General features: G+C 63.2%; 25 protein-coding genes and 1 pseudogene. 14 read left to right on the forward strand and 12 right to left on the reverse strand.

Annotated elements, in window-relative coordinates; genetic code table 11:
* Nucleotides 1–208: 208 nt before the first annotated feature.
* The 3 genes from GR198_RS33975 to GR198_RS33985 form a co-directional block, all read right to left on the reverse strand.
* Nucleotides 209–898: an HAD family hydrolase gene (locus GR198_RS33975; protein WP_017990554.1), complete on the reverse strand. Its 690-nt coding sequence runs from the start codon at nucleotides 896–898 to the stop codon at nucleotides 209–211.
* Nucleotides 899–1,099: 201 nt separating this feature from the next.
* Nucleotides 1,100–2,932, reverse strand: coding sequence for a methyl-accepting chemotaxis protein (locus GR198_RS33980; RefSeq protein WP_164070383.1), 1,833 nt, complete (start codon nucleotides 2,930–2,932; stop codon nucleotides 1,100–1,102).
* A gap of 51 nt (nucleotides 2,933–2,983) precedes the next feature.
* Nucleotides 2,984–3,166 (reverse strand): hypothetical protein, encoded by a 183-nt coding sequence (locus GR198_RS33985; protein ID WP_164070384.1) that lies wholly within the window; start codon nucleotides 3,164–3,166, stop codon nucleotides 2,984–2,986.
* 147 nt (nucleotides 3,167–3,313) lie between these two features.
* On the opposite strand from GR198_RS33985, the gene GR198_RS33990 reads away from it, so the two are divergent.
* On the forward strand, nucleotides 3,314–3,745 hold the full coding sequence (locus tag GR198_RS33990; protein WP_029872735.1) for a hypothetical protein: 432 nt from the start codon (nucleotides 3,314–3,316) through the stop codon (nucleotides 3,743–3,745).
* Nucleotides 3,746–3,789: 44 nt separating this feature from the next.
* On the opposite strand, the gene GR198_RS33995 is transcribed toward GR198_RS33990, so the two are convergent.
* Nucleotides 3,790–4,476, reverse strand: coding sequence for an ArsR/SmtB family transcription factor (locus GR198_RS33995; protein ID WP_164070385.1), 687 nt, complete (start codon nucleotides 4,474–4,476; stop codon nucleotides 3,790–3,792).
* Nucleotides 4,477–4,548: 72 nt separating this feature from the next.
* On the opposite strand from GR198_RS33995, the gene GR198_RS34000 reads away from it, so the two are divergent.
* From GR198_RS34000 to GR198_RS34010, 3 genes are all read left to right on the forward strand, one after another.
* On the forward strand, nucleotides 4,549–4,878 hold the full coding sequence (locus GR198_RS34000) for an NIPSNAP family protein (protein ID WP_011650805.1): 330 nt from the start codon (nucleotides 4,549–4,551) through the stop codon (nucleotides 4,876–4,878).
* Nucleotides 4,875–5,225, forward strand: a complete 351-nt coding sequence (locus GR198_RS34005) for an antibiotic biosynthesis monooxygenase family protein (RefSeq protein WP_029872738.1) — start codon at nucleotides 4,875–4,877, stop codon at nucleotides 5,223–5,225. Before GR198_RS34000 ends, GR198_RS34005 begins: the two co-directional genes overlap by 4 nt.
* Nucleotides 5,226–5,403: 178 nt before the next feature.
* Entirely contained in the window at nucleotides 5,404–6,570 is a 1,167-nt protein-coding gene (locus GR198_RS34010) for a site-specific DNA-methyltransferase (RefSeq protein WP_029872739.1), read from the forward strand.
* A gap of 162 nt (nucleotides 6,571–6,732) precedes the next feature.
* Here GR198_RS34010 and GR198_RS34015 read toward each other — a convergent pair whose 3' ends face one another.
* The 3 genes from GR198_RS34015 to mutY are packed head-to-tail and all read right to left on the reverse strand — an operon-like array spanning nucleotide 6,733 to nucleotide 8,812.
* Nucleotides 6,733–7,098, reverse strand: a complete 366-nt coding sequence (locus tag GR198_RS34015; protein ID WP_029872740.1) for a nuclear transport factor 2 family protein — start codon at nucleotides 7,096–7,098, stop codon at nucleotides 6,733–6,735.
* Nucleotides 7,099–7,103: 5 nt separating this feature from the next.
* A complete protein-coding gene (locus GR198_RS34020; protein ID WP_029872741.1) occupies nucleotides 7,104–7,718 on the reverse strand; it encodes an HAD family hydrolase in 615 nt (204 codons plus the stop codon).
* 2 nt (nucleotides 7,719–7,720) lie between these two features.
* Complete coding sequence (mutY, locus tag GR198_RS34025) at nucleotides 7,721–8,812, reverse strand: A/G-specific adenine glycosylase (protein WP_029872742.1); 1,092 nt, start codon at nucleotides 8,810–8,812, stop codon at nucleotides 7,721–7,723.
* A 108-nt stretch (nucleotides 8,813–8,920) separates the two neighbouring features.
* Here mutY and GR198_RS34030 point away from each other — a divergent pair, with 108 nt between their 5' ends.
* The 7 genes from GR198_RS34030 (at nucleotide 8,921) to ppdK (ending at nucleotide 18,929) form a co-directional block, all read left to right on the forward strand.
* Nucleotides 8,921–9,418, forward strand: a complete 498-nt coding sequence (locus tag GR198_RS34030) for a DUF721 domain-containing protein (protein WP_011650811.1) — start codon at nucleotides 8,921–8,923, stop codon at nucleotides 9,416–9,418.
* Between the two features lie 117 nt (nucleotides 9,419–9,535).
* The gene (locus tag GR198_RS34035) at nucleotides 9,536–9,733 is read left to right on the forward strand and encodes a hypothetical protein (RefSeq protein ID WP_028742821.1); all 198 of its coding nucleotides are present in this window, start codon (nucleotides 9,536–9,538) and stop codon (nucleotides 9,731–9,733) included.
* Between the two features lie 3 nt (nucleotides 9,734–9,736).
* A complete protein-coding gene (locus GR198_RS34040; protein ID WP_029872743.1) occupies nucleotides 9,737–10,318 on the forward strand; it encodes a Fic/DOC family protein in 582 nt (193 codons plus the stop codon).
* A gap of 92 nt (nucleotides 10,319–10,410) precedes the next feature.
* Entirely contained in the window at nucleotides 10,411–10,635 is a 225-nt protein-coding gene (gene relB / locus GR198_RS34045) for a type II toxin-antitoxin system RelB family antitoxin (protein WP_029872744.1), read from the forward strand.
* 213 nt (nucleotides 10,636–10,848) lie between these two features.
* Nucleotides 10,849–11,619: a DsbA family protein gene (locus GR198_RS34050; RefSeq protein ID WP_017993213.1), complete on the forward strand. Its 771-nt coding sequence runs from the start codon at nucleotides 10,849–10,851 to the stop codon at nucleotides 11,617–11,619.
* Between the two features lie 219 nt (nucleotides 11,620–11,838).
* On the forward strand, nucleotides 11,839–15,300 hold the full coding sequence (locus tag GR198_RS34055; RefSeq protein ID WP_164070386.1) for a chromosome segregation SMC family protein: 3,462 nt from the start codon (nucleotides 11,839–11,841) through the stop codon (nucleotides 15,298–15,300).
* 920 nt (nucleotides 15,301–16,220) lie between these two features.
* Complete coding sequence (gene ppdK, locus GR198_RS34060) at nucleotides 16,221–18,929, forward strand: pyruvate, phosphate dikinase (RefSeq protein WP_164070387.1); 2,709 nt, start codon at nucleotides 16,221–16,223, stop codon at nucleotides 18,927–18,929.
* Between the two features lie 37 nt (nucleotides 18,930–18,966).
* Here ppdK and GR198_RS34065 read toward each other — a convergent pair whose 3' ends face one another.
* On the reverse strand, nucleotides 18,967–19,245 hold the full coding sequence (locus GR198_RS34065) for a hypothetical protein (protein WP_164070388.1): 279 nt from the start codon (nucleotides 19,243–19,245) through the stop codon (nucleotides 18,967–18,969).
* A 94-nt stretch (nucleotides 19,246–19,339) separates the two neighbouring features.
* Between GR198_RS34065 and GR198_RS36450 the strand changes: the two are divergent.
* Nucleotides 19,340–19,485: pseudogene (locus GR198_RS36450) on the forward strand (endonuclease domain-containing protein); the annotation flags it as partial.
* Between the two features lie 74 nt (nucleotides 19,486–19,559).
* Here the strand turns inward: GR198_RS36450 and GR198_RS34070 are convergent.
* Nucleotides 19,560–19,757: a hypothetical protein gene (locus GR198_RS34070; RefSeq protein WP_003546062.1), complete on the reverse strand. Its 198-nt coding sequence runs from the start codon at nucleotides 19,755–19,757 to the stop codon at nucleotides 19,560–19,562.
* A 123-nt stretch (nucleotides 19,758–19,880) separates the two neighbouring features.
* Between GR198_RS34070 and GR198_RS34075 the strand changes: the two genes are divergently transcribed.
* Complete coding sequence (locus GR198_RS34075; protein WP_003546063.1) at nucleotides 19,881–20,126, forward strand: hypothetical protein; 246 nt, start codon at nucleotides 19,881–19,883, stop codon at nucleotides 20,124–20,126.
* A gap of 16 nt (nucleotides 20,127–20,142) precedes the next feature.
* Here GR198_RS34075 and GR198_RS34080 read toward each other — a convergent pair whose 3' ends face one another.
* Nucleotides 20,143–20,535 (reverse strand): hypothetical protein, encoded by a 393-nt coding sequence (locus GR198_RS34080; protein WP_017993220.1) that lies wholly within the window; start codon nucleotides 20,533–20,535, stop codon nucleotides 20,143–20,145.
* A 226-nt stretch (nucleotides 20,536–20,761) separates the two neighbouring features.
* Here GR198_RS34080 and GR198_RS34085 point away from each other — a divergent pair, with 226 nt between their 5' ends.
* Complete coding sequence (locus GR198_RS34085) at nucleotides 20,762–21,673, forward strand: DUF1499 domain-containing protein (protein ID WP_164070389.1); 912 nt, start codon at nucleotides 20,762–20,764, stop codon at nucleotides 21,671–21,673.
* A gap of 599 nt (nucleotides 21,674–22,272) precedes the next feature.
* Here GR198_RS34085 and GR198_RS34090 read toward each other — a convergent pair.
* Complete coding sequence (locus tag GR198_RS34090; protein WP_164070390.1) at nucleotides 22,273–23,997, reverse strand: SDR family oxidoreductase; 1,725 nt, start codon at nucleotides 23,995–23,997, stop codon at nucleotides 22,273–22,275.
* Complete coding sequence (locus tag GR198_RS34095; protein ID WP_164070391.1) at nucleotides 23,994–24,452, reverse strand: thiol-disulfide oxidoreductase DCC family protein; 459 nt, start codon at nucleotides 24,450–24,452, stop codon at nucleotides 23,994–23,996. The genes GR198_RS34090 and GR198_RS34095 overlap by 4 nt, the downstream gene beginning before the upstream one ends.
* Nucleotides 24,453–24,458 lie beyond the last annotated feature (6 nt).

Here is a 24,458-nt window from a genome sequence, read left to right on the forward strand (position 1 = left end):
GATATGCCGCACCGGCTCCCTCCACCTCTACGCTGCGTTTGGCACGTCCCCTCTACCCGTTTACGGGGGTCCGGAGGACGGGTCGAGACGAGTGGCTCGACCCCGGTAGGGTTAGGGTGAGGGGCAGCCATCGGCGCGAACGGGACAGCAGTGGGGAGAAACCATGAAATGGTCTCCACACAGCCCACGGATCGCGGGCCTGAAGCGTTCAGAGAACGTTGTCCCAGGCCGCCAATGCGGCGACGACGCCCGGCAGGTCGTTCATGCGGGAGATTGCCGTTTCGGCGCCGGCATCCGTCAATTTGTCGGCATGGGCGGGATAGCTGTGCGAGGCGCCGGTAAAACCGATGACGCGCATGCCGGCGGCGCGCGCCGCATGCACGCCGTGGACGGAATCCTCGACCACGACAACCTTGTCAGGCGAAACGCCCATCTGGCTTGCGCCGTGCAGGAAGATGTCGGGCTTCGGCTTGACGCGGTCGGGGCCAAGATCCTTGGCGGAAAAGATGTTCGGCGCAAACAGCGGCTTCAGCCCCACTTTGGTCAGCATCATGTCGAGCCGCTTGGTGCTCGAATTCGAGCAGATGCAGCGCTTGATCGGCAGCCTGGAGACGGCAAATTCGACGCCTGGGATGGCCTGGACGTCCTGCGCCAGCCTGAGGTCGAGCATATGCTCCGACTTGTCGAGCAGGGAGGCCGAAAACGGGATGCTTGCCTCGCGCTCGATCTGCAGCAGGATGTTGCGCCAGGTCATGCCGGCGAAGCGCTCGCCCATTTCCTCGGCGTCGATCGGATATCCGGCCTCTGTCAGAAGCGCGGATTCGACTTCCGCCGCGATGATTTCCGAATCGACGAGAACGCCGTCGCAGTCGAAGATGATGAGGTCGAAGCCGTCCATATGTTCACGCCTTGCTGAAAGTCTGGGCTGGAAGTCTGGGTCTTGTCCGGGAATGCTGCGGCTTTACACGATGCCCGGCCAAAGCTCAACCAGATCTCAAGCATGGCTGCGATGCGGCAAGCGACCGGCTCAGGCGTTGCTGCCGGAGCCGGTCGTGTCGGGTTGACTTGGGAATGAACAATGGCAGGCAGATAGAAGCCGTCAGGCCGCCAGCTGCCCACCCCGGCGTCCAGTTGCAGATTGCGTCGAAGCCGTCGCCCGAAGCCTGAACCGGGAAACGAGTTCACGCAGCTTGGCAGCTTCCTCGGCAAGCTGGCCGGATGCCGCGGTGGATTGCTCCACCATCGCCGCGTTCTGCTGGGTCACCTGGTCCATGGAGTTGACGGCGGTGTTGACTTCGGCAAGGCCAGTGGACTGCTCTCTTGCCGATACGGCGATTGCATCCATGTGCTGATTGATGCGGGCAATCTGTTCGCTGATCGCCTTCAGAACCTGGCTGGTGTCGAGAACCAGCTTGACGCCGCTTTCCACTTCCACCGATGATTTCTGGATGTGGCCTTTGATTTCCTTTGCCGCCTGAGCCGATCTCTGGGCGAGCTCGCGGACTTCCTGGGCGACCACCGCAAAGCCCTTGCCCGCGTCGCCGGCGCGCGCCGCTTCGACGCCGGCGTTCAGCGCCAGCAGATTGGTCTGGAAGGCGATCTCGTCGATCACGCCGATAATGCTGGAGATCTGCTGCGACGAGGCCTCGATGCGGCGCATTGCTTCTTCGGCATGCGACACGACCTCGGAAGACTTGGCGGCATTGCGGTTTGCATCGGTCGCTTCAGTGCGTGCCTCGTCGGTCCGCTTGCTCGAGTTCGAGACATTGGCGGTGATCTGATCGAGCGCTGCGGCGGTTTCTTCGAGCGAGGCCGCCTGCTGTTCGGTTCGTTTCGACAGATCGTCGGCACCGGATGCGATTTCCCGCGTGCCTTCGTCGATGGCGGCAATGGCGGCCGCGATCGCACTGAGCGTCTGATCGAGCTGCCGGATCGACATGTTGAAATCATGCCGGAGGTTTTCAAAGTCCGGGGCGAAGGGCTCGTCGATCTGGAAGGCGAGATCGCCGGATGCAAGTCTCTTCAGGCCTGCGGCGAGGCCTGATGTCGCCGCCCGCAGCCGTTCGGCTGCATCTTCGTCAGCCTGCTTGCGGGCCGTGACTCGCTCGGTTTCGCCCTGCAATCGAGCGGTCTCGGCATCTTTTTCGAGTTGCTTGTTGGCAATCGCCGCCTGGCGGAAGACTTCGACGGCCGATGCCATCATTCCGATTTCATCGGTGCGGCCAATCCCGGTGCAGGCAATCGCCGTGTCACCGCCGGCGAGCCTTTGCATATCGCCGGAAAGCGAAAGGATCGGCTTGGTGATGGTCTTGCGGGTGAGGAAATAGAGACCAAAGGCGAAGAGCGCGGCCGAAGCCAAAAGGGCTTCCAAAACAATATCAACCGATGCCTTTATATCAGAGCTGCGATTGGAAATTTCCTCGGATGCAGCGCTGATCTGATCGCCGGCCTGTTCCATCGCCGCTTCCAGCGTCGAGAACTGCGCCATGAACTCCGGCAATGCCTTCAAAGCTGCCGTGGGGTCCTTACCGGCAAGTTCGATGATCTCGGTAGCGCTTGCGATATAGGCAAGCAGGGGACGTTCGACGCTGGCAAGGATCGTTTTCGTCTTGTCGTCGGCGGCAAGAGCCTTGTTGGCGTCAAGCATCTCGCGGAACGACGCCTCATGCTCCGCCAGGTCGGCCTTCACCGCGGCAGCGTCTATGGCTGCTGCCGGATTGGACGCCAGCAATGATGCGAGCGCATCCGAGCGCAGCGCGTCATGCATCATGTCGGCCTGCATGTGGTTGCGCAGAATTTGGGCCGACCGGGCAACCTCGGCGTTGTTTTCGGAGAGGATCGACGCCGACCAGATGCCGACACCCGTGGCGCCACCCGCCAGGGCGAAAATCGCGATGCTCGCAATGATGATCTTATGCTGGATCGACGCCATGACAGGGCTCTCTCGTTAATTCAGAAGGTGAGAGTAGCCGAACATGCTTAATTATTTTCTCAGCGCCATGTCGGTTAGCGGCGTGAAAACAACAGGTTGCAGTTTATATTTCACTTTCGACAAAAGGTTGAGCTCTTTGTGCGTCAAGTGGATGCTCGCAGCGGCACCTTCGAACACCGGAAGATGATTGCGCGATGGGGTGTGCGCCTTCGTCCAGGACAGCGCCACATCCATCAAATCCGCGTCATGTCAGGCTAACCGCGTCCCCAGGACTACCTTTGGCAATCTCATGCACTAGATGGCGATTGAGGAGGAGGCCACCGCCGCTATTGGGAAGAGGGAGAAGCGGCATGCCAAAGAATGGATGAAGAGGAAGACTGTATGACGATCGAGGATATTATCGAAACCCTGGAAAAGACTGACATGCCCGACAGCCGGATCGACGCCTTCATCACCTGTGCCTTTCTGTTGAAGCAACTCCGGCCGGCCGAGCCCAACGATTTCGACGGTCCTCACGACTACATGCCGAGCAGCATCAAGTCAGAGCACGGCTTCCTGATGGCGCGACCCTTCACACACGACGTCAATCACGCCATCGACCTGTGCCGGGAAGTCCGGCCGGATGCGGTTTGGCACCTTGCCCGCGGTCGCCAGACACCGGAGGACTCGCTTTACGGTGCGCAGCTGCGCGAGATCCGGGAGGATGAAAGCGTGATCGGTGAAGCCGAGAGCAATCACGCGGCGCTGGCGCTGACCCTGGCGGCATTGCGGGCGCATGTGCGGCAGGAAGATGAAAAGAGGGCAGGTGGGTGAGGGGCTGAATGCTGCCTCGGACCGTCTTGCAGATCCGCAATAACCTACGGATCGACCGGGAAAAGCATCAGAAACTGCCGATCGCCTTCCGGAGAGAAAATGATCGAGCGGCTTTCCGCCGTGCGCCGCGCCCAGCCTTTGTCGAGGAAGCTTGAGAGCAGGGCCTTGCCGAGGCTGCCGGCCAGATGCGCGCGTCTTTCGCTCCAGTCGAGGCAGGAGCGGCAGAGCGGCCGCCGCGACGATCTGAGGTCGCTAACATCGATGCCGATGCATTTGAGATCGCTTTCGCCCTTTTCCGTCAGCGCCAGCCCATCGCCGACCGCGTCGATCGAGCCGGAGGCAATCAGGCTGTCGAGCATGCGCACGCCGTAATCGCCGGCAAGGTGATCATAGCAGATGCGCGCCTTGCGCAGCGCCGGCTCCTTCGGTCCCGGCTGGTGGCGCAGATGGCCGCGTCCGGCTGCAAAGCCCATCATGCTTTCGATCAGCCGAGCGACGGCCTCGTCGGCCAGCGTGAAATAGCGGTGGCGTCCCTGCTTGCGCTGGGTTAGCAACCCGCCGGCCTCGAGCTTGGCGAGATGCGTGCTCGCCGTCTGCACGGTGATGCCGCCGACGCCGGCAAGCTCGGTCGCCGTCAGCGCCCGGCCGCCGGTGAGTGCCGCCAGCATGTTGGCACGCGCCGGATCGCCGATGAGCGCGCCGATCTGCGCAATGTCAGGACCTTCCTTCATACTTCGATCGTAACCGAAGCATCGCCGACAGGCAATGTGCGAAAACGGGTGAAGAGCCAAAGGAGAAACGATATGATCACCTGCTTCATCCGTTATGAGATCGACCCCTTCAAGAAGGAGGCTTTTGCCGAATATGCCCGCAACTGGGGCCAGGCGATCCCGCGAAACGGCGCCGACCTGATCGGCTATTACGGCCCGCATGAGGGATCGGCAACGACCGCTTACGGCGTCTACAATATCGAGAGCCTTGCCGCCTACGAAGCCTATCGCGCCAGGCTGGCTTCCGACCCGCTCGGCCGTGAGAATTATGAATTTGCCAGACGCGAAGGCTTCATCCTGAAGGAGGATCGTATCTTCCTCAAAAATGTCTCCGCTCCTCACGCCAAGCTGGTGCTGCCATGATCGCCGTCATCTTCGAAGTCGTGCCCTATATGGGCGAACGCCACAAATATCTGGATCTCGCCGGCGAGCTGCGCGGCGAACTCGAAAAGATCGACGGCTTCATTTCGATCGAGCGTTTCGAGAGCCTGACGACCCGCGGCAAGCTGCTGTCGCTCTCCTTCTTCCGCGATGAGGAGGCGGTCAAGGAATGGCGCAATCTCGAGTCTCACCGGGCTGCCCAGCAGGCCGGACGCGGCGGCATCTTCGCCGATTACCGTCTGCGGATCGCCAGTGTCATCCGCGATTACGGCATGTTCGAACGCGACGAAGCGCCGGCGGACAGCCGCAAGGTTCACGACGCCGCCTGATCGCCGGCGGCGGCATTCTTGTCGCCGCTCGGCAGCCGGCCGGCGCCGGCAAAGTCTGCCGCTAACTCATCGGCCACCCGAATAAATTCCCGAAATCGGCCACCGCTTCAGGCTTTGGTAACTAAGTTGCGTAACCATAACGGACAGTTAAGCGTAGAGCGTATGAGTGAGTATCAGAATGGCATCAGTTTTTCCGCTTGCCGACCTCAAGGCTTCCGTCAAGTCGGATTCCCGGCCGGGATCCCGGTCGGATTCCTGGCCGGCTTCTTGGGTCGACACGATCATCAAGGGCGATTGCGTCAGCGCCCTTGAAGCTTTGCCCAGCCACTCCGTCGACATCATCTTTGCCGACCCGCCGTATAATCTCCAGCTCGGCGGAACGCTGCATCGTCCCGACCAGTCGCTGGTCGATGCGGTCGACGACGAATGGGATCAGTTCGCCTCCTTCGAGGCCTATGATGCCTTCACCCGCGCCTGGCTGCTGGCTTGCCGGCGGGTGCTGAAGCCGACAGGCTCGATCTGGGTGATCGGCTCCTACCACAATATCTTCCGCGTCGGCGCCACACTGCAGGATCTGAATTTCTGGATCCTCAACGACATCATCTGGCGCAAGACCAACCCGATGCCGAATTTCAAGGGCCGCCGTTTCCAGAACGCCCATGAGACGATGATCTGGGCAAGCCCCAGCGCCAAGGCCAAGGGCTATACCTTCAACTACGATGCGCTGAAGGCTGCCAATGACGACGTGCAGATGCGCTCCGATTGGCTGTTCCCGATCTGCAACGGCAGCGAACGGCTGAAGGGCGAGGACGGCAAGAAGGCGCATCCGACGCAGAAGCCGGAAGCGCTGCTCGCCCGCGTCATCATGGCCTCGACCAAGCCCGGCGATATCGTGCTCGATCCGTTCTTCGGCTCGGGAACGACGGGCGCCGTCGCCAAACGTCTCGGCCGTCACTTCGTCGGCATCGAGCGCGAACAGGATTATATCGATGCGGCCTCGGCCCGCATCGCCGCCGTCGAGCCGCTCGGCAAGGCGGAACTGACCGTCATGACCGGTAAGAAGGCCGAAGTTCGCGTCGCCTTCAACGTGCTTGTTGAAAGCGGCCTGATCAAGCCCGGTCAGGTGCTGACCGACGCCAAGCGCCGCTATAGCGCGATTGTCCGCGCCGACGGCACGGTAGCTTCAGGCGGCGAGGCCGGCTCTATTCATCGTCTCGGTGCCAAGGTGCAGGGTCTCGATGCATGCAACGGATGGACCTTCTGGCATTTCGAAGACGGGCAGTCCCTGCGCCCGATCGACGATCTCAGGTCCGTCATCCGCAGTGATCTGGCAAAGGCGGAGTGAGCAACGCCTCTACGGATCGAGATACCTTCTTCCGATTTCCCTCCAGTTGCGGAAGAAGACCAAGGCGCCCGGGGTCAAACCCGGGCGTCCTCTTTTCAGAGCAATTCCAGCAAAAGTGTGCAGCGGTTTTGCGTCCGGAATGCGTAAAACAAGAAATCCCGATCAGAACTCCTGGTAATCGGTGACGTCCACCCGTGTGACGCGGCCTTCCGCGTTGAAGGTGATGGTCTCCTCGCCCTCGCGGATCAGCGGCTTGCCCGTCTTGCTGTGGGTGGCGCGCACCGACCAGACCGACCGGCCGGAGAGCGGCGTCAACGTTTCCACCAGCGAGTTTTCCGCCGTCTGATCGGGATAGTCGTCGAAATAACGCCGGAAGGCAGCCATGATTTCGGCGCGGCCGGTGAGATCGCCGACGCCGTTCGAGACATAGGTCGCATCCTCGGCGAAATAGGCCTCGATGGTGGGAAAATCGAGGACGTTGATGGCGGCGTGAAAACGTTCGATTTCTTCTGCGGGGTCGAAAGCCATGGGTCTCAGACCTTCACCCCATAGCCGGCGAGATCGCTGCGCAATTTGTCCGCGCCTGAAAACAGCACTGCATTCCAGCCGAAAGCCTTGGCGCCTTCGACATTAACAGGCGCGTCGTCGATGAAGATTGTCGCAGCGGGATCGAGGCCGAAACTTTTCGTATGCGTCTCGTAGATGGCGATATCGGGCTTGATCAGGCCGACATCGCCGGAAACGGTGACGCCGCGTGGTAGGTTGAGGAAGGGGAAGCGCGCCTGCGCCTCGCGGAAGGTGTCGGAGGCGAAGTTGGTCAGCATTGTCACGTCGCGCCCTTCGGCAATCAGCCCTTCCATGATCGCGACGCTGTCGTCATAAGCGTGCGGCACCATCTCATGCCAATATTTGCGGAAGGCGCGGATATGCTCCTCGCGGGCAGGATGCTGTTCGATCAGCAGCGCTTCGGCCTCCGCCCAGGTGCGGCCGCGGTCCTGTTCGATGTTCCAGTCATGGGTGCAGATATTGGCGAAGAACCAGTTGCGCTCGGTCTCATCGGGAATGAGGCGGCTGAAGGGAAGATGCGGATCGTAATGAATAAGGACTTTGCCGATGTCGAAAACGATATGTCTTATGTCGGTGGTCATGGTCATCCCTTGGATGTTTTAAACGCGAGAGGAATAGCCGCTGCGATCGCTTTTTTCATGATTGTTGGTAAGGCCTGGGCTTCAAGATTTGTAACCGGCTCCCACCATCCGTCATTCGTGCCGACCTTGGCAGCGATTGCCGCACGCCAGATCGAAAGCCTGAGTTCGAAATGGGTGAAGACATGGACGACGGTGCCAGAGGCCTGCCATGCCGCATCGAAGGGGGCGGCGGCAGCCGAGGTCTCGCCGTCGATGCGCGCCGTCCACGCCGTCGTCGGCACCTCGGTCATGCCGCCGAGCAGGCCGCTGTCGATGCGCCGCCGCAGCAGGATTTCGCCATCACCTGTTACCGCGATGAAGGCTGCGCCGTATCTGACCGGCTTCTCCTTCTTCGCCGCCTTGACCGGAAAGAGTTCGGGATCGGAGAGTTTCAGCGCCTGGCACGCCCCGCGGAACGGACAGAGCGAACAGGCCGGCCGCTTCGGCGTGCAGATCGTGGCACCCAGATCCATCATTGCCTGGGCGAAATCGCCGGGCCGATCGGCGGGCGTCAGCAGCGCCACTTTCTCCTTCATCGCCGGCTTCGCGCCTGGAAGCGGCGTGGCGATGGCATAGAGCCTGGAGATCACCCGCTCGACATTGCCGTCCATGACAGCCGCCTGCCGGTTGAAGGCGATGGCCGCAACGGCCGCGGCCGTATAGTCGCCGATGCCGGGCAGCGACTTGAGGCCCTCTTCGGTATCGGGAAAGATGCCGCCATGCTCGTTCGCCACCGCTTCGGCGCATTTCTTCAGGTTGCGGGCCCGGGCGTAATAGCCAAGCCCCGCCCAGGCGGCCATCACCGCGTCGTTTTCAGCTGCGGCAAGATCGGTCACATCGGGCCAGCGCTGCAGAAACCGCTCGAAATAGGGTTTGACCGCCTGCACCGTCGTCTGCTGCAGCATCACCTCGGACAGCCAGACGCGATAGGGGTCGGCCTTGACGCCGCGGGCCGCCATGCCGGGCGAAACGCGCCAGGGCAGGTCGCGGTGGTGGCGATCGTACCAGTCGAGCAGGGGCTTGGCTAAGGGCGTGTCGAGTGTGGTGATCGTCATGATTTGCCGCGATGGGGGGAAGTGCCTATACTTGGCGAAGCAATGCCGCGCGATCAAGTCGCCTGTGCGAATTGGCATGCGAATTGGCGGCGTCGCCGAAGGGTTTCGATGAGTTATCCACGCAAAGGTGCAAAGCAGATCTCCGAGCTGGCGAACGGGCTGATCGATCCCGTGCTTGCGAGGCGCGCCGGCATCAACACGGCGCTGCTCGGCTCGTGGAGCGAAATCGCCGGCGAGGATTTCGCCGATTGCACCCGGCCGGAAAAAATCGCATGGGCCCGCGGCGGCGATGAGACCGGCGGCTTCCGCCCCGGCGTGCTGACGATTGCCTGCGAGGGCGCGCGTGCGCTCTTCCTCACCCATGCCCAGGGCGAACTCATCCAGCGCATCAACAGCTTCTTCGGCTTTGCCGCCGTCCACCAGATCCGCATCGTCCAGAAGCCGGTCTCACAAGCCATCCGCCGCTCCCGCACCCCGCCGCCGCTGAAAGGCGAAGCCGCCCGCAAGCTCGAAGGCATGATGGAGGGCATCGAGAACGACAAGCTGCGCCAGGCAATCCAGCGCTTGGGCACGGCGGTGATGGGGAAGCGGGGGAATCAACGCTAACCCTTTACGGTCATGGGTCCCCAGCCTGAACTGTACTTGCCGTGAATCATGAGCGTTGACTTCAGCTAAGCGAATTCCTTTTGCTGATCCGCGTAAGGTCGTGCTAGATTTTGACTCATGACTAGCAAAACACCCAAGTTGACCCGTAACGCCAAGACCGGCGGCCTGACCCAGGCCGGTGCCGAAAAGATCAGTGCGGTTGAAGGCTTGGTCCTCAGCCCGCGTATGCGCAAGCTCCTCGCCGAGACCAAGGATCAGCCGCCCGAAGAACGCCGCCAGGCGATCCGCGCACAGTTCACGCGCAAGTCCGCCTAGGCGTTGGTCTATACCGCCGAATCCGATCCCCTCTGTTATCCGGGCACGACCGTGCTCCGCAACAAACTGGACCTCACGGACCAGAGCGAGCTCGACGAGTTCGAGACAACGATGTTCGTGCTCCGCTCGGAAGAACCTTGGCCGGAGGGCTATCTGGATGTCACTCACTATCTCGCCCTTCATCACCACCTGTTCCAGGACGTTTACGATTGGGCCGGTGAGATTCGCACCATCCGTATCGGTAAAGGTGGCAACTGGTTCTGCTACCCGGAATTCATCGCGAAAGAGCTCAATCGGATTTTCCAGGAGCTGGCCCAGGCGGATTATTTCGAGGGGCTGACACCGGCTGGCTTTGCGGCTCAGGCGGCGCACCTCCTTGCCGAAATTAACGCCATCCACCCGTTCCGTGAAGGCAATGGCCGCACCCAATTGACCTTTCTCGCGCTTCTGGCCCGGCATGTCGGCCTGCCATTCAATGCCGAAGTGCTTGATCGTGAACGTGTCATCGAGGCCATGATCGAGAGCTTTGCGGGCTCCGGGCAGCCGCTAGCGACGCTGATCCTCGACATCGTCACCGAACCTTGACGCTAACCTCTTGAATATTCCTCGGCGGTGTAGAGGCACTGGCGATCGAACGCCTCGGATGCCATACTTGCAGAGCAGACGGGAGAAAAATCATGCTGGTCTTGCAGTTGCCCCCTGATATCGAAGCGCGGCTGATTGAGCTTTCGAGGCGTACCGGCCGCAGCAAGAGCTTCTATGCGCGGCAAGCCATCGTCGCGCATCTCGACGATCTGGAAGATGTCTATCTTGCCGAAAGGCGCCTCGAAGAACTTCGTCGGGGTGAGGGCGATACCGTGCCGCTGGCCGAGCTGACGGCGCGTTACGGGGTGGACAACTGAGTTTCATCGACCAGCCGATACGGGGTGGGCAGCCGCCACGATATCTACCGGTAAAATCTGCAGGCGGACCAATCTCGCAATTTTTGGTCGGCGGTCGTCCCGCGGTCACAATTCTTTGAAGGAAGTTGGCCAACCGTGCCTTGTGAGTGGCCGCCAGCCGTTATATCGCACAGTCATGCCGTCAATATCATTAGTTATGGGGAATCCATGCAGATGTCCGAAATGCAACTGACGAAACGCCGCCTGCTCAGCGGTATCGCCATCGCCGCAGCTGCCGTAGCGCTTGTCGCCTGCAATGACAGCAAGGACGCTGCCGATGCTTCGTCCTCCGGCAAGACCATGGCTGATGGCACCAATGTCGACACCATGCAGACGGCCGCCACCTCGGCGACCGAAATGCCGGAGTCCGACGGCGATGTCGACATGGCTGAGGTGCTGAAGCCCGGCGTGCTGCCGGAAATGGCGCTCGGCAAGGCCGATGCCCCGGTCAAGATCGTCGAGTACATGTCGATGACCTGCCCGCATTGCGCCCATTTCCACAACACCGTCTTCGACACGATCAAGCAGAAATATGTCGACAGCGGCAAGGTGCAGTTCATCATCCGCGAATTCCCCTTCGACCCGCGCGCCGCCGCAGCCTTCATGCTCGCCCGCTGCAATTCTTCCAATCCGGAGCAGTTGAGCACGCCTGAACAGTATTTCCCGATGGTTTCCATGCTGTTCAAGCAGCAGCAGGTCTGGGCCGCCGCCGATGATGGCCGCGCCGCACTGCTGCAGATGTCGAAGCTTGCCGGATTTACTGAGGATAGCTTCACGAAATGCTTGACGAACCAGAAGCTTCTGGATGAAGTGAACGCCACGCGGGAAAGAGGTTCCAAGGATTTTGGCGTCAACGCCACCCCGACTTTCCTGATCAATGGCAAGCGCTACTCTGGAGACATGCCGGTTGACACCTTGTCGAAGCTCATCGACAGCCTGCTCTGAACCGGATCGTTTCGATAGAACGGGCGACGGCGAAAGCCGTGCGCCCGTTTTTCGTTTTCAGCGTAGTTTGCAGGTGTGGCCCCCTCATCCGCCTGCCGGCACCTTCTCCCCGCTGGGGCGAAGGGGATTTGCCACAGCGTCTCGATTCCCTCTTCTCCCCAGCGGGGAGAAGGTGCCTGTAGGGCGGATGAGGGGGCTTCCTGCCGTGGATATTTCCGCATGAAGTTCAACAAGCTGCGCCTGGTCGGCTTCAAATCCTTCGTCGAGCCGACGGAATTCATCATCGAGCGGGGACTGACCGGCGTCGTCGGCCCGAATGGCTGCGGCAAGTCGAACCTCGTCGAGGCGCTGCGCTGGGTGATGGGCGAGAATTCCTACAAGAACATGCGCGCCTCCGGCATGGACGACGTGATCTTTTCGGGTTCCGGCAACCGCCCTGCGCGCAACACTGCCGAAGTGGCGCTCTATCTCGACAATGCCGAGCGCACAGCACCTGCCGCCTTCAACGACAGCGACGAGATCCAGGTCACCCGCCGCATCGAGCGTGAGCAGGGCTCGCTCTATCGCATCAACGGCAAGGAAAGCCGCGCCAAGGACGTGCAGTTGCTGTTTGCCGACGCCTCCACCGGCGCGCGGTCGCCCTCGATGGTCGGGCAGGGCCGCATCGGCGAACTGATCCAGGCAAAACCGCAGGCCCGCCGCCAGCTGCTCGAAGAGGCGGCCGGCATATCAGGCCTGCATTCCCGCCGCCACGAGGCCGAACTGCGGCTGCGCGCCGCCGAAGGCAATCTCGAGCGCCTCGACGACGTCACCTCGCAGCTCGAAAGCCAGATCGAGAGCCTGAAGCGCCAGGCCCGCCAGGCAAACCGCTTCAAGACGCTGTCCGCCGATATCCGCGCCCGCGAGGCGATGCTGCTGCATATCCGCTGGGTGCAGGCGAAGGAAGCCGAGGCCGAGGCCGACAGCGCGCTGAACCAGGCGACCTCCGTCGTCGCCGAAAAGGCGCAGATGCAGATGGAGGCGGTAAAAAACCAGGCTATCGCCAGCCTGAAGCTGCCGGAACTGCGCGAGGGCGAGGCGCGTGCCGCCGCCGCCCTGCAGCGCCTGCAGATCGCCAGAAGCCAGCTGGAAGAAGATGCCGGCCGTATTCTGCGCCGCCGCGACGAGCTGACCCGCCGTCTGGCCCAGCTTGCCGAGGATATAAGCCGCGAGCAGCGGCTGGTGGCCGACAATGCCGTCATCCTGGCGAGGCTCGATGCCGAGGAAGCGGAGATTTCGGAAATCCTCGCCGATTCCGGCCGCTATGCCGAGGAAACCCGCGAGGCCTTCGAGGGCGCGGCGGCAAAACTGGCCGACAGCGAGCGCATCTTCACCCAGCTGACGGCCGAGCGCGCCGAGGCCGCCGCCGGCCGCAACCAGCTGGAACGCGCCATCCGCGATCTGACGGACCGGCGGATGCGCCTCGAACGGCAGATGGATGAGGCAAACCAGGAACTGTCAGCCGTCGGCGAGAAGATCGCCGGCCTGCCCGATCCCGACGAAAAACGCGCCATCGTCGAAGCCGGCGAGATCGCCGTCGCCGACGCGGAAGCCGCAGTCCAGGTGGTCGACCAGGCGCTCGCGGGCGCCCGCCAGACCGAGGCGCTGTCGCGCGCGCCGGTCGATCAGGCCCGTTCGAGCTTGAATGCGCTGGAGACCGAGGCGCGCACCATTTCCCGCATGCTCGCCGCCGGTGCCGCCGCCGGCAAATTTCCACCGGTTGCCGACGAACTGAAGGTCGACCGCGGTTTTGAGACCGCACTCGGTGCTGCCCTCGGCGACGATCTGGAATCGCCGCTCGATGCCGAGGCGCCGGCCCATTGGTCGGACAATGGCGATGGCGCCAGCGATCCCGCGCTTCCATCCGGTGTTGCGCCGCTTGTTGCCCATGTCCGCGCGCCGGCAGCACTCACCCGCCGCCTGCGCCAGATCGGCCTGGTCGCGGAAGGGGAGGCGCAGTCGCTGATGGCGGCGCTGAAGCCCGGCCAGCGGCTGGTGACCAAAGAGGGCGCGGTCTATCGCTGGGATGGCCACGTCACCGGTGCCGATGCCCCGAGTGCCGCGGCACTGCGCCTTGCCCAGAAGAACCGCCTGGCCGAACTCGAAGGCGAAGCGGCCCTTGCCCGCGACGTGCTTGCCGAAGCCGAGGAGCGGCAGGCCGCCGCCGCCGAGGCGATCCGCACGGGGGAGCGCCGGCTTGCCGAGGCGCGCGACATGAGCCGCCTGTCGGCGCGTCATTTGGCCGAAGCGCGCGACGCGCTTGTTGCCGCCGAGCGCGCCTCCGGCGATCTCATCCGCCGCCGCGATGTCGTCAGCGAGGCCGCCAGCCAGCTGCGCGCGCAGCTGGAGGAGATCGCTATCCAGGAAGAAAACGCCCGCATCGAGCTGGAAGACGCGCCCGATCTGACTGCGATCGACGAGCGGCTGCGCTTCCAGCAGGCGGAAGTTGCGACCGATCGCGGCGCGCTGGCCGAAAGCCGCGCCCGTCATGAAAGCCTCGCCCGCGAAAACGAGGCCCGCCAGCGCCGCATCATGGCGATCGGCCAGGAGCGCGACACCTGGCGCCAGCGGGCGGCAAGCGCCGAAGACCATGTTGCGACACTGCGCGAGCGCGAGGAAGAGGCGCGGGACGAGGCAGCCGAGCTCGAACTGGCGCCCGATGAATTCGACGACAAGCGCCGCGCCCTGCTCAGCGAATTGCAGAAGGCCGAGGAGGCGCGCCGCCAGGCGAGCGACCTTCTGGCCGAGGCCGAACGCATCCAGCGCGAGGCCGACCAAAAGGCGACGACGGCACTGTCGGAACTTGCCGAATGCCGTGAACGCCGCGGCCGCGCCGAGGAGCGCCTCGTTTCCGCCCGCGAGAAGCGGCAGGAAAGCGAAGGCCGCATCCGCGAGGTCCTGAACGTCGCCCCGCACGAGGCGCTGCAGCTGACCGGCCGCCCGACCATGCAGGCGCTTCCCGATCCGCGCGAAGTCGAGCGCGAGCTGGAACGCCTGAGGATCGAGCGCGAGCGGCTGGGCGCCGTCAATCTGCGCGCCGACGAGGAGCAGAAGGAACTCAGCGAGAAGCTCGAAGCGCTGATCAAGGAACGCGACGACGTCATCGATGCGATCCGCAAGCTGCGCGGCGCCATTCAGAGCCTCAATCGCGAGGGCCGCGAACGGCTGATCGCCGCCTTCGACATCGTCAACGCCCAGTTCCAGCGGCTGTTCACCCATCTGTTCGGCGGCGGCACCGCCGAGCTGCAGCTGATCGAATCCGACGATCCGCTCGAGGCCGGTCTCGAAATCCTCGCCCGTCCGCCCGGCAAGAAGCCGCAGACCATGACGCTGCTATCCGGCGGCGAACAGGCGCTGACGGCAATGGCGCTGATCTTCGCCGTCTTCCTCACCAATCCGGCGCCGATCTGCGTGCTCGACGAAGTGGACGCGCCGCTCGACGACCACAATGTCGAGCGCTACTGCAATCTGATGGACGAAATGGCGGCCTCCACCGAAACCCGCTTCGTCATCATCACCCACAATCCGATCACCATGGCCCGCATGAACCGCCTCTTCGGCGTCACCATGGCCGAGCAGGGCGTCTCCCAACTCGTCTCCGTCGACCTGCAGATGGCCGAGCGCCTGCGCGAGATTGCCTGAGGTTTTCGACGAACGCGTTTTCTGCGTCGGGGTAGGGTGATTGTCACTGGAGATTCCGGCCCAGGGGATTGGCGAGAGCAGCCCCTCATCCGCCTGCCGGCACCAGGCGGGGTCGAGCCACGGGTCTCGACCCGTCCTTCGGACCCCCGCTTGCGGGGCGAAGGGACATTGCCGCGCCCTCTGCGTTCCCCTCCGACCTTTCGCAGGGCACGTCCCCTCTCCCCGTTTTTACGGGGGTCCGCAGGACGGGTCGAGATCAGAGGCTCGACCCCGGCAAGGCTAGGGTGAGGGGCAGCCATTGGCGCCAACCGAGCATCCACGGAGCCGCCGAGCACACGCAATTTCAGCAAAGGTGCGGCGCGGTTTTGCGTCCAGAAATTGCGTAAAATCAAGGGCTGAGCAATAAACACCAAAAAAGGTCGGCTCTCTTGTCGCTTGTACCCCATTTGGGTGATGCTCTTTTCGCTGACTTGCATTAGAAGTTGTTTCAACGCAACCTAATTACTCTGCTTGAAAACGGGCGATCAAAGGTTGCGCATTGTCGAATTTGCGTGCGGTTTTCCGGGCGAGGGCAAGAACCGGAAACCGAGAGCAAATCTTGGGAAGTAGAGATCTATTTTCCCGGGAATTGCGTAAGACGAGGTCAGGGCGGTTCTGTTTTGAGAAAAAGCTGAATCGTTTTCGGGTTGAGGGACCCCCCGTCCGGTTTTCCTGGCCGGACGGAAATAAGGCTTTGCGGGACATTGTTGCAGTCCCGCAAAGCTTTTTTTGTGCCTAGTTTTCTGTTTGAGCACCTTTCAACCGTTTCGACGCCGGCCACAGCCAAGATTTATTGTGCAGCGCAACATTCTGCCGCATTTGTCGATTTTCATTTCAACACCAACGGATTAAGCTAATCCTGATTTGGTGTTGGGGGGAAGATGACCAAGTGGGTCTATAGGTTCGGCGACGGGCAGGCTGAGGGCCGGGCGCGCGATCACGAGATTCTGGGCGGCAAGGGCGCCAATCTGGCGGAAATGTGCGCCCTCGGATTGCCGGTGCCGCCGGGGCTGACGATCGTCAGCGACGCCTGCAACACCTATTACAAGAATGGCCGCCACATCGAGGATGCAGTGAAGGCGGAGGTGCGCGCCGGCATATCGGCGATTGAGTGTGTCACCGGCCGTCACTTCGGCTCCGTCAGCCAGCCGCTGCTGCTCTCGGTGCGCTCCGGCGCCCGCGTTTCCATGCCGGGCATGATGGACACCGTGCTCAATCTCGGCCTCAACGACGAGACCGTACAGGCGCTCGGCCATGATGCCGGCGACGCGCGTTTTGCCTGGGACAGCTACCGCCGCTTCATCCAGATGTATGCCGATGTAGTCATGGGCCTCGGCAACGATGCCTTCGAGGAGATCTTGGAAGATGAAAAGGCCAAGCTCGGCCATGAATTCGATACCGAGCTCAGCGCCTCGGAATGGCAGCATATCGTCTCGCTTTACAAGAAGCTGATCGAGGAGGAGCTGGAGCAGGAATTCCCGCAAGATCCCGAAGTCCAGCTCTGGGGCGCGGTCGGCGCCGTCTTTTCCAGCTGGATGAGCGCGCGCGCCGTCACCTACCGCCAGCTCCACAATATTCCGGAAGGCTGGGGCACGGCGATCAATATCCAGGCGATGGTCTTCGGCAATCTCGGCAATGCGTCGGCCACCGGCGTTGCCTTCACCCGCAATCCTTCGACCGGCGAGAGCGCGCTTTACGGCGAATTCCTGGTCAATGCCCAGGGCGAGGATGTCGTTGCCGGCATCCGCACGCCGCAAAGCATCACCGAGGAAGGGCGGATTTCCTCCGGCTCTGAAAAACCCTCGATGGAAAAGCTGATGCCGGAGGCGTTTCGCGAGCTCTGCCGCATCTGCACCGAGCTCGAGATCCACTACCGCGACATGCAGGATATCGAATTCACCATCGAGCGCGGCAAGCTGTGGATGCTGCAGACCCGTTCGGGCAAGCGCTCGACGCGGGCGGCAATGAAGATCGCCGTCGACATGGTCGACGAGGGGGTGATTACCGAGGACGAGGCGGTGCTGCGCATCGAGCCCTCCAGCCTCGACCAGCTCTTGCATCCGACGATCGATCCGCGCGTCACCCGCCAGGTGATCGGCACCGGGCTGCCGGCCTCGCCGGGCGCTGCCACCGGCGCCATCGTCTTCACGGCGGAAGAGGCGGTCGAGGCGGAAGGCGAAGGCCGCAAGGTCATCCTGCTCCGGGTCGAGACCAGCCCCGAGGACATTCACGGCATGCATGCCGCCGAAGGCATTCTCACGACCCGCGGCGGCATGACCAGCCATGCGGCAGTCGTTGCCCGCGGCATGGGCATCCCCTGCGTCGTCGGCGCCGGCACCATGCGCATCGACGTGCGCAACGAGCGGCTGCTCGGTGTCGGCGTGACGCTGAAGAAGGGCGATATCATCACCATCGACGGCTCGGCCGGCCAGGTGCTGAAAGGCGAGGTGCCGATGATCCAGCCGGCGCTGTCGGGCGATTTCGGCCGCATCATGGGCTGGGCCGACCGCGCCCGGCGGATGACGGTGCGCACCAATGCCGATACGCCGGCCGATGCGCTCGCCGCCCGCTCCTTCGGCGCCGAAGGCATCGGCCTTTGCCGCACCGAACACATGTTCTTCGAGGGCGAGCGCATCCATGTGATGCGCGAGATGATCCTTGCCGTCGATGAGAAGGGCAGGCGGGTGGCGCTCGACAAGCTGCTGCCGATGCAGCGGCTGGATTTCACCGGCCTCTTCACCGTCATGCACGGCCTGCCGGTGACGATCCGCCTGCTCGATCCGCCGCTGCACGAATTCCTGCCGAAGACCGATGACGAGGTGGCCGAAGTCGCCTTCGCCATGGGCATGGAGGCATCCGTGCTTCGCCAGCGCGTCGATGCGCTGCACGAGTTCAACCCGATGCTCGGCCATCGCGGCTGCCGGCTGGCGATTTCCTATCCCGAAATCGTCGAGATGCAGGCCCGCGCCATTTTCGAGGCGGCGGTCGCCGCAGCTAAGGAGACCGGGGCAGCCGTCGTACCCGAGATCATGGTGCCGCTCGTTGGCCTGCGCACCGAGCTCGATTACGTCAAGGCGCACATCGATGCCGTCGCCGTCGACGTGATGAACGAAGCCGGCATGAAGATCGATTATCTCGTCGGTACGATGATCGAGCTGCCGCGCGCGGCCCTTCGCGCCCATGTGATTGCCGAAGCCGCCGAATTCTTCTCCTTCGGCACCAACGACCTGACGCAGACCACCTTCGGCATTTCGCGCGACGACGCCTCGGCCTTCATCCCCACCTATCAGCGCAAGGGCATCATCGAGCACGATCCCTTCATCTCGCTCGATTTCGATGGTGTCGGCGAATTGATCAGCATCGCCGCCGAACGCGGCAGGCGCACCCGCAACGACATGAAGCTCGGTATCTGCGGCGAACATGGCGGCGACCCGGCCTCGATCCGCTTTTGCGAAACGATCGGCCTCGATTACGTCTCCTGCTCGCCGTTCCGCGTGCCGATTGCGAGGCTGGCTGCGGCGCAGGCGGTGATTGCAGGCAGTCTGGAAGAGATCAGGCGCGGTCCGAAAGACCTGCGGGCGAGCGTGTAGGATAGTCGCTGGAGTTGGGGCAGGGCGCCCGTGGCAGTCAGTGACGATGCCGCCAGCGATCGCGATAGATATAAGGCCCGTTCAGCTCCCAGGCCATGTTGTTCATCATCTCCGCACTCTGCGCCCGCGATTCGGCGCGCCGGTCGAGATCGATGCGCTGCAGGCAGGTGGCAAAACCATCCGTGCCGCGCCGGAAGCCATAGCTCATGCACCGCTGCTCATCCGCCGCCCGCCGCTCCTCCGGCGTCATCGTCTGGCAGGCGGAAAGCCCGGCGACGATGGTGGCCATGACGGTGATGAGAAGACGAGTGCGCATGGGTTTGGTCCTTGAATGCATTTCCCTGAGGAAAGGCCATTCGGGCGAGGGCGTCAAGCTATCCTTGGCCCCGGAGATCGCTGAGGCTTGGGTGATGACGCGAGCCGTGTGCCGTGCAGCCCCCTCATCCGACCCTTCGGGCCACCTTCTCCCCGCTGGGGCGAAGGGGATTTGCCGCAACCTCTCGATTCCCTCTTCTCCCCTCGGGGAGAAGGTGCCCGTAGGGCGGATGAGGGGGCCGCACGGTACGCCATTCATTGCCCGTCTTACGCTCAGTGCATTCGCGGCTTTGCCGCCGGCACCGGCCGGGCCTTTCACGCCGCCCCAGCCGGATCCCCGATCGGCAGCAGCGCCGGATTGAGCGGCGGATCCTGCGGGTTCTTCGTGTCGGCCGGATCCTGCGCCGGCGTCAGCGGCGGCTTTTGCTGGATGGGGTCGGGGATGCCGGGTGTCGGCGTCGGGCCGCGCGGTGTGTCGGCATTGGGTGTCGGGATCGGGTCTCTGTTGGGCATGATCGCCTCCTTTTCGAAAAAGGAACGGCAGGCTTGGCACTTGGTTCCACTTTCGCCGGCCAACCTTTCTATGCATGATGGCCATTCCTATGTATGAGGAAAGCTTGCAAACTTGGAACGAGCATGGCCCTTCGCGATCGATTTTCGAAAAAACTGAACTGTCCGCAATGCGGCAATGAGGGCTTTGCCGAAGCCTCGGAAGTTGATGATCCCAAGCGCAAGCATCCGGATTTCAAGGTCGATCAGCTGCCGCGCGGCTTTGGCGTGCAGCGGCCTTCGAACCACCAGGAAAATTTCGTCATCAAATGCGAATGCGGGCGCAAGTTTCCCTTCCGCAGTGTCGCGGAAGCCGCGGCCGAGCGGCGCTAACATCTTGATCTAGAATTCAGATCCGCTCCAGCAGTTCGATGAAGGCATCGGCGAAACGCACCAGCGGTGCGGTCTCTTCATCGGGCGCCTGCATGCGGATTTCGGTGCCGTTGCCGTCGAGCAGCGCCAGCACGACGCGCATCTCCTGGCCGTCACCTGGGATACGCAGCACGGCGATGCGCCGGCAATCATCGATGAGGCCGCCGGCTGGAAGGTCGAACAGCAATTCGCCGCCGGAGCGGGCCGCCGCCTGGCGCACCGCCTCGCAGAAGCCGGCATCGCCGCCGGCATAACCTTCGAGCGAAAGTTCGAGCTCGAGCAGCTCCATCGGCAGCATCGGCTCGGACTGATGGTCGATCCCGCCAAGCGCAGACGCCTGCGGCCTTGCTGCAATCTCGGGTGAAATCATCCCGTCTCTCCTCTACATCTGGAGATAAAACCCCGGCAGAATGGCCTTTTTTTGACATATCAGCAAGGGCTTATGAAGCAGCCGCCGTTTCACCATGGCCTTCTCCGTGGATTCCAACGCAATGCCTCAGACAATAGTTTCAATTTAGCCGAATCTTGCACTAAACAGATGCATGGCGATTTGCGTGGTCGAACGCGCGGGCGCTGACGAGCAACCGGTAAGTTTGATGGCCATCCGCTTCGACCGCCCCGTTTCCAACGCCGCCCGCTTTTCGCGGCTGCTCGGGGCGTTTTCCCTGGTGCTGGCGCTGGCCGTGATGATCGCCCATCGCTTCGGAGGCCTTGCCACACCCTATCTGGTGCTGCTGCTGATTGCCGCTGCCGGCGGCGCGCTGCTTGCCGCCATGCTTGCCGCAGTCGGGCTGCGCAGCCTCTGGATGACGGGGGCCGAAGGCGGGCTGGCGGCGCTCGCGGCGCTGATCTATGCCGCCTTTCCGCTCGGCCTCGGCGCCTATGCCACCGAGCGCTACATGACGCGGCCCGATATCTACGACGTTTCCACCGACCCGGTCTCCGCACCCGACTGGCTGTCGCCGCCGCACTCCGACCAGATCTGGCTGAAGCGCAATCCGGACGTCACGCCGGAGAATCGCGAAATGCAGCTCGCCGCCTATCCCGAACTCACCGGCCGGCGCTATGAGGGCGCGCTCGACCGCGTGCTCGAAGCGGTGCGCAAGGTCGCCAAGATGAGCGGCATGACCATCACGAAAAGCAGTGGCGACACCGCGCCCGGCCGTGATGCCGAGGACAAGTCGGTGAAGCCGCCGGCGCCGGGCGACGATGCGGTGGCCGATGCGCCCGATATCGTCCCCGTGCCGACGCCGCGCCCTTACGATGACGACGTCGCCAAGCTGATCCGCGGCGTCAACGGCGTGACGCTGCAGGGCACCACCCGCACGCTGATCCTCGGCCTGCGCTTCGATATCATCATTCGGCTCCGCGAAGAGGCCGAAACCACCTTCGTCGACATCCGCGTCGCCTCCCGCTACGGCCAACACGACCTCGGCTTCAGCGCCGAAATCGCCGGCGATTATTTAAAGGCGCTGGATGCTGAACTGCTGGGAATTGCGGGTGGGTGAGCAACGGTGCCGCCAGAGGCGGCAGCAATCGATCCAGTGAATCGATTGCAGCGGCGAACGCCCTGAGCCCAAAGCGAAGGGCCGGGATACGGTGCGGCAGATTCGACAACCTGCGGGCCGCAGCCTCCCTCCGACCTCATCCTGAGGCGCCCCGCAGGGGCCTCGAAGGACGAGGCCGGCCACTGGTATCTCCTCCGGCAATGGATGCGGCCGCAGCGCGCATCACCCGCCCCCCTCCTTCGAGGCTCCGGCCTCTGGCCTGCGCGCCTCAGGATGAGGGCTGATCGGTGTGCCATGTGGCTGGTGGGCTGGTCGGTCCCGCAAGACCGTAAGGAAGGGGGCCGGCGAAGCCGGTCTTTCCTTACAACGCCTATGCGGGATTCTACCGCGCTCGCGTCGGCATGGCGGGATAGTTAAGATGAGAGGGCGTGCCGTGTGGCCCCCTCATCCGCCTGCCGGCACCTTCTCCCCGAGGGGAGAAGAGATTTGCGGCAACCTCTCCGTTCCTCGCCGACCTCTCGCAGGGCACGTCCCCTCGCCCCGCGAGCGGGGAGAGGGTTAGGGTGAGGGGCAGCCATCCGCGAAGTCAGAGACCCACGTCACTCCTCCACCACCAACCACCCCGTATACCGCACCACCAACCCCGTCAGCCGCCCGCCGATCTCCACATGAAAGTGGAACCGCCCATCGCGCTCCTCCTCATACGTATCCCCGCCAGGCGCCAGAAACATCGGCAGCGGAATGCCGCAAAACCGCCAGCCGCGCACCACGAGCCGCAGCCTCTCCCCATCCGGCACCGGCGCCATCAGCACCCGGAACGGCCCGAACACCTCGGCGAGCAGATGCCGGTCGCGGCCCTTTGCCTCGACCTGCCAGCTGCGGAAGACCGTGCCGCCGAAATCGCGTGTCCAGATCTCCCTGTCGCCATCGGTCACGAAACGCACCGTCACCGGCACATCCTCACCCGCCGGGGGGAAGCCGATCACCCGAGCGACCATCCTCGCCAGCAGCCCGCCGCCGCGCTCGATCCGCGCTCGGCCGGAGGCGACGCGGGCGCCGCCGGCATGCAGGGCGGCGAGGGCGGGCGGCAGCCGCTCCCAGGCGCTGCCGAGGATCCTCTGGTAGAGCGGCTGGCGTGCCTCCTCGTTTTCCATCGTGATGCCGGATGTGATCGAAAATCGCTGGAAGGCCGCTTCGAAATCCGCAAGCTGCAATTCGCCGGCCGCCGGCCGTGCCCCATTCTCCGGCCGCACGCCGCTCAGCAGCCGGCGCACCAGCGCCTCCACGCCGATGACCGGAATGAACGGCCCGTCATCACCTTCGGCAATCAGGTGCCAGCCGCAGGACAGCCTCTTTCCCGCGTGATCGACGCCGCCCACACGAACGAACATGCCGCCGCGATGTTCGCCGACCGCGAAAGCATGGCTGGCGCGCTGCAGCAGCCGCGCAAATGGCAGCAGCGACGGCAGCAGCCGGAGGCGGACGAGCCTTGCCGCAAGGCTGAGCAAGTGCTGCAGCGGCTGCGGCTCCGTGCCGACACCGGTGAAGCTGGATTTGAGATCGGCAAGGTGCTGCGGCAGCAGCTTGAGATCCGGCGCATCCACCAGCAGGAATTTCCGGCTGCGCAGCGGCTTAACCCCCGGCGGCGCCACCGTCACCCGCATCGCATCGATCAGCCCGCGCCCGGCGGCCGGCGATCCATCGCGCAGCACCGTGATCTTCTTGCCGGCATAGCTTGATATCGCCCTCACGACATTGAGCCCGATCTTGACATGCGCCGACGGGGCAATGCCGGCCGCGACAGTGTCGACCCGGGAGAAATGCGGCGCCATCGCCTCGAGCGCTGCAAAGGAGAGGGCGGGCAGGCTGCTCAGCCCTGACAGAGCGAAGGTGCCCTTGGCCTTGGCGGCCGCATCGAGCCCACCGATGCCGGCGACGAAGCCGGTGCTGTCGGCGATATCGGCATAATCGATGCCGAGATCGATGCAGGCCTCGACCACCTTATAGGCATCCTTGCCGAAGCTCTGGAACGGCCCCGAGGCATCGACGACCAGATTGGGCCTCATCCGCGTCAGCTGTTCGGTGAGATCGCCGTCACGATCGAAGCGAACGGCCTGCACCATCGCGCCGAGATTGTTGCTTCCCAGGCCCTCGGCACCATCTTTCGGCGTCCGCAGATCTGCAACGAAATCGTCAGCCTTTTCAAGCGAGCGCCCGGCAACTAGCAATCTCAGCCGCGGTTCATCGCCAAGCAGCCGGGCAAGCCGCCCGCCAAACGTGCCGTAGCCGCCGATGATGAGCAGGCAAAACCGGTCGCCGCTCATGTGATGAAGCGGCTGCGTTGCTCCGGCGTCGGCACCATGCAGCTTTGCCGGCCGGCGATTTTCAGCCTGTTGCGGGCGATGAATTCATAGAGCGCATCGGCCGCCCGCCGCGGCAGCAGCCGGAAGATCTTCACCAGCGAATAGGGAAAACCGAGGCCGGCCACCATGCGGATCGAGCCATCGGACTTGAAGAAGGCGCGGCCGTTTTCGATCAGGATATTGGTCTCATAATCGCGCGCATGCAGCCCGTAATGCCGGTAGAGTGCGGCGCCGAGCGGCGTCTGTGCTGCGAGGAAACGGTATCGCTGCTGCTTGTCATGTTTCAGCGCGAATTTCACCCAGCCGGAGCAGAACACGCATTCGCCATCGAAGACGATCAGCGGCCGGTCATCGGCAAAGGCGGGCACATCGGCATCGGTGCGATAGCTGTAATCGGCTTGAGCCCGCATCATCATCTCCCC

It is taken from the genome of Rhizobium leguminosarum (assembly GCF_010668065.1).
Lineage (GTDB): Bacteria > Pseudomonadota > Alphaproteobacteria > Rhizobiales > Rhizobiaceae > Rhizobium > Rhizobium leguminosarum_S.